Annotated in this window: 3 protein-coding genes; all 3 read left to right on the top strand. The window is 64.5% G+C overall.

What is annotated here, in order from left to right; translation table 11 throughout:
* Nucleotides 1-424, top strand: a 424-nt coding sequence (locus RI841_RS15045) for an HAD-IB family phosphatase (RefSeq protein ID WP_310706447.1), incomplete at its 5' end; no start/stop codon positions are given.
* A gap of 601 nt (nt 425-1,025) precedes the next feature.
* On the top strand, nt 1,026-1,886 hold the full coding sequence (locus RI841_RS15040; protein WP_310706446.1) for an ion transporter: 861 nt from the start codon (nt 1,026-1,028) through the stop codon (nt 1,884-1,886).
* A 361-nt stretch (nt 1,887-2,247) separates the two neighbouring features.
* Complete coding sequence (leuA, locus tag RI841_RS15035; RefSeq protein ID WP_310706445.1) at nt 2,248-3,954, top strand: 2-isopropylmalate synthase; 1,707 nt, start codon at nt 2,248-2,250, stop codon at nt 3,952-3,954.
* Nucleotides 3,955-4,048 lie beyond the last annotated feature (94 nt).

Raw genomic sequence — 4,048 nt, 5'->3', positions numbered from 1 at the left:
GCGGCTGATGCGCCACCTCAAGCGGCTGGGCTATCGCACGGCGATCCTCTCCGGTGGCTTCACCTACTTCGCCCGCCACCTGCAGGAGAGGCTCGGCTTCGACGAGATCCATGCCAACGAGCTGATCATCGAGGACGGCAAGGTCACCGGCGAGGTGCGCGAGCCGATCCTCGACGCCGACCGCAAGGCGGAGCTCCTTCACGAGATCGCCGCCCGCGAGGGCCTGGCCATGGAGCAGACCATCGCCGTGGGCGACGGCGCCAATGATCTCAAGATGCTGGCCGCCGCCGGGCTCGGGATCGCCTTTCGGGCCAAGCCCCTGGTGCGGGCTCAGGCCCGTCAGTCGATTTCCACCCTGGGGCTCGATGCCGTGCTCTATCTGATCGGCTATCGTCAGGGGGACCTGGAGGAGGGGGGGCGGTAGCCGCTCGGATGACGCTTGGTTTCCCTTTGCACTTTTGTGCTATTGCCCCGGCTTTCAGTGGTTTTTTCTAAACTGCGACAGTTTGACGCGAATTTGCGCGGCAGCGGCGCCTAGGGCATGATTATTTCTCACCATCAAGCAGGAGGAATGTCATGCCCATGCATCAGGATGCTCTCAACCTCGCTAGTGAAGTTCTCAGTCATTGGGCCGAAAACGCCCTTGCCCAGCGGGCCGCCTACGACGCCATCGCTGCCTTTATCGGTTGATGGCCTTGACCAAGGACGGTCATCCTCTTTCACTGACTTCATCAGGAAAGTTTCCTCTGGCCAGGGCCGGCCATTTTCTCCTACCCTGCTTGATCGCGTCGCTCGCCGAGCGTCCTGCGATCTTCCTGGCAGCCCAGCGTTCTTTTTCTCCCCGCGGCGAGCCTTGAGCACGCGCGCCCTTGCCGACAGTCATGCTGGGTGATGGCGTCCTGCCTGCTCATGGTACTATCGCGCCGTCCAGAATCCTGACCCGACCGCTGAATGGCGATGGAGCAGGGCGGCCGTGCCCGTCGCCAGCCGTGCCTGATGTTGCAAGCTGTGAGACCCGAGACCCCATGAGTACTGCCTTCGTTAGCTGGCGCGAGCGCTTCGAGCGGCTGCGCGCCAACAAGCTGTTCGAGACTGTGGTCATCGCCATCATCGTCGTCTCGGCGCTGCTGATCGGCGCCAAGACCTACGAAGAGGAAGTCAGTCCTTTCCAGCAGTGGCTGCTGGTCATGGACGTGGCGGTGACGGTTTTCTTCCTGGTGGAAATCCTGATCCGCATGGCCGCGGAGAAGCGCCTGCGTGACTTCTTCCGCAAGGGCTGGAACATCTTCGACTTCCTGATTGTCACCGCCAGCTTGATTCCCCTGGACGACTCGGAAATGGTGCTGCTGGCGCGTCTGCTTCGCATCTTTCGTGTGCTGCGCCTGGTCTCGATAATTCCCGAACTGCGCATGCTGATGGCGGCGCTGGTCAAGTCGATCCCGCGTATGGGCTATGTGGCCCTGCTGATGTTCATCATCTTCTACATCTACGCGGCTCTCGGCAGTTTCCTTTTCGCGGACATCGATGACTTCCTGTGGGGCAACATCTCGATCGCCATGCTGACCCTGTTCAGGGTGGCAACCTTCGAGGACTGGACCGACGTGATGTACGCTACCCAGGAAGTCTATGCCTGGAGCTGGATCTACTACCTGACGTTCATCTTCCTTACCGCTTTCATCTTCCTCAACATGATGATCGGTATCGTGCTCGACGTGATGCAGAAGGAGAGCGTGCAGATGGAGATCGAGAGCGGCGAGGGCGAGGCCGCGGAGCTGCACGGGCTGCGCCACGACGTCCGCTCGCTGCGCGACCAGCTCGATCGCATGGAGGCGGCCCTGGGCACCCGGCAAGGCGCGGCCGGTGTTGACAGGCGCGACGAAGACTGATCTTCTAGGGGCATGAACACGACATCGCGCCACCTCGTTCTCGACCTACGACTACCCCTAGCCCGCCGCTGAGTGCGATGGGCGGTGCCGCCTGCATCGCCGTCGCCTCGCCCGCCGCTAGAGAGCACGTCCCGGTCGAAACGAGGTTGCAGCATGTCCATCACCCGCAGTATCCGCGCCATGACCATTGCCGTTGTTGCCATCGCCCACGGGTGCCGCCAGGCATCTCGCCCGGTCGTGTGCGATGACGCCCGCCTCCTCGACGCCCCGTCTGCCCCTGGCCGACGGGGCGTCGCTGTTTCTGACGTACGTATTGACGACTCGTTTCTTATCGCCGCCGCTCACCTGGGAGAATGCCACCATGATGCTCGATAACCCCGCTACCAAGTACCGCCCCTTCGTGGCCGTCGACCTGCCCGACCGCCAGTGGCCCAGCCGGCGCATCGAGACGCCGCCCCAGTGGTGCGCCGTCGACCTGCGCGACGGCAACCAGGCGCTGATCGACCCCATGGACCAGGAGCGCAAGCAGCGCCTCTTCGACCTGCTGGTCAAGATTGGCTTCAAGCAGATCGAGGTGGGCTTCCCCTCGGCTTCCCAGACCGACTTCGACTTCGTGCGCGCCCTGATCGAGGAGGACAAGGTGCCGGACGACGTGCGGATCCAGGTGCTCACCCAGGCCCGCCCGCACCTGATCGATCGCACCTTCGAGGCGCTGAAGGGCGCGAAGAACGCCATCGTTCACGTCTACAACGCCACCGACCCGGTGTTCCGTCGCGTGGTGTTCAACGTCGACAAGCCCGAGTGCATCCAGATCGCCGTGGACGCCACCACCCGGATCCGCGAGCACATGGCGGCGGCGCCTGAGACCAACTGGACCTTCCAGTACTCCCCGGAGCTCTTCTCCACCACCGAGATGGACTTCGCTGTGGAGATCGTCGACGCCGTGGAGGCGGCCTTCGGCGCCAGCGCCGAGGCGCCGATGATCGTCAACCTGCCGGCCACCGTGGAGTGCGCGACGCCCAACAACTACGCCGACCAGGTGGAGTGGTTCTGCCGCCACGTCGCCCATCGCGACCACCTGATCGTCAGCGTGCACCCGCACAACGACCGCGGGACCGGCGTGGCCGCCGCCGAACTCGCCGTGATGGGTGGCGCCGACCGGGTCGAGGGCTGCCTGTTCGGCAACGGCGAGCGCACCGGCAACGTCGATCTCGTCACCCTGGCCATGAACCTCTACACCCAGGGGGTGCACCCGGGACTCGACTTCTCCAACATCACGCCGATCATGCGCGAGGTGGAGTACTGCAACCAGCTGCCGGTGCATCCGCGTCACCCCTACGTGGGCGACCTGGTATTCACCGCCTTCTCGGGCTCCCACCAGGACGCCATCAAGAAGGGCATGGCCGCGCGCCGTGAGGCCGAGAACGACGTCTGGGAGGTGCCCTACCTGCCCATCGACCCGCTGGACGTCGGCCGCAGCTACGAGGCGGTGATCCGCGTCAACAGCCAGTCCGGCAAGGGGGGCATCTCCTACCTGCTCGAGCAGGAGCACGGCATCGAGCTGCCGCGCCGGCTCTCCATCGAGTTCAGCCAGGTGGTGCAGGAAGTCGCCGACCGGCTGGGCAAGGAGGTCACCTCGCAGATGATCTACCAGGCCTTCGTCGACGAGTACCTGGAGCAGCACGAGCCCTTTGCCCTGATCAGCCACCGTATGTCCTCGGAGCCGGAGAGCCCGACCGTGAGTCTCGAGGCGACCATCGAGGAATACGGCGAGCGGCGCACCATCCAGGGCGAGGGCAACGGCCCGCTGGCCGCCTTCGTCAAGGCGCTGGCCGCCGAGGGCCACGATGTGGAGATCATCGACTACCACGAGCACTCCCGGGGCCAGGGCGCCGACGCCGAGGCGATTGCCTACGTGGAGGTGCGCGTCGGCGGCGAGGCGGTGTTCGGCGTCGGCACCGACGAGAGCATCACCAGCGCCTCCATCAAGGGCGTGATGAGCGCCATCAACCGCAAGCTCTCCACCGAGGCGCCGGCGCCCAATGTCACCGCCGCGTCACTGGCGTGACGAGGTAACAAGGAGCAAGGAGCAAGGAACCCCGCTGGCTTGGCGCTGGCAGGGTTCCTCGCCAAGTTTTCCTTGACCCCTTGACCCCTTGACC

Origin of the sequence: Halomonas sp. (assembly GCF_031581305.1) — a bacterium.
In the GTDB taxonomy this organism is placed as follows: Bacteria; Pseudomonadota; Gammaproteobacteria; order Pseudomonadales; family Halomonadaceae; genus Halomonas.
The sequence above is the reverse complement of the archived record's forward strand: the minus strand, read 5'-3'. Positions and strand labels throughout refer to the sequence as shown.

Excerpts from the sequence above, each read along its gene's own strand:
- RI841_RS15040 (WP_310706446.1), top strand. The coding sequence starts at position 1,026 with ATGAGTACTGCCTTCGTTAGCTGGCGCGAGCGCTTCGAGCGGCTGCGC.
- leuA (WP_310706445.1), top strand. The coding sequence starts at position 2,248 with ATGATGCTCGATAACCCCGCTACCAAGTACCGCCCCTTCGTGGCCGTC.